Origin of the sequence: Duganella aquatilis (assembly GCF_009674565.1) — a bacterium.
GTDB lineage: Bacteria > Pseudomonadota > Gammaproteobacteria > Burkholderiales > Burkholderiaceae_D > Rugamonas > Rugamonas aquatilis.
The window spans coordinates 1-397 of sequence record NZ_WKJL01000071.1; the positions used below are offsets into that span (position 1 = coordinate 1).

Consider the following 397-nt stretch of genomic DNA (forward strand, 5'->3'; position numbering starts at 1 on the left):
TAGCTTGACGATAACCTACTTTCACACTGGTTGCAGCACTATCATCGGCGTAGAGTCGTTTCACGGTCCTGTTCGGGATGGGAAGGGGTGGGACCGACTTACTATGGTCATCAAGCTTTGACTTGTACAGGCGTCGCGTCTTTTTCCGCGCCGCCAAGAATCTGGAGGAAGTATTATAAACGATTTATATCGTTTATACAGTAATTATTTTTGGTAATGAAGTGAATCTCACGAACGTTCAACGCACATCTTATTCAGCTATAACCTGCTAAGGTTATAGGGACAAGCCGTACGGGCAATTAGTATCAGTTAGCTTAATGCATTACTGCACTTCCACACCTGACCTATCAACGTCCTGGTCTCGAACGACCCTTCAAAGAGCTCAAGGCTCTGGGAA

The 397-nt window shown here is 45.6% G+C and carries 2 rRNA genes; both read right to left on the reverse strand.

Features of this window, described 5'->3' with window-relative positions:
- Window positions 1-2: 2 nt before the first annotated feature.
- Window positions 3-115: ribosomal RNA gene (gene rrf / locus GJ698_RS30275) — 5S ribosomal RNA — on the reverse strand.
- Window positions 116-278: 163 nt separating this feature from the next.
- A 23S ribosomal RNA gene (locus GJ698_RS30280) occupies window positions 279-397 on the reverse strand; the annotation flags it as partial.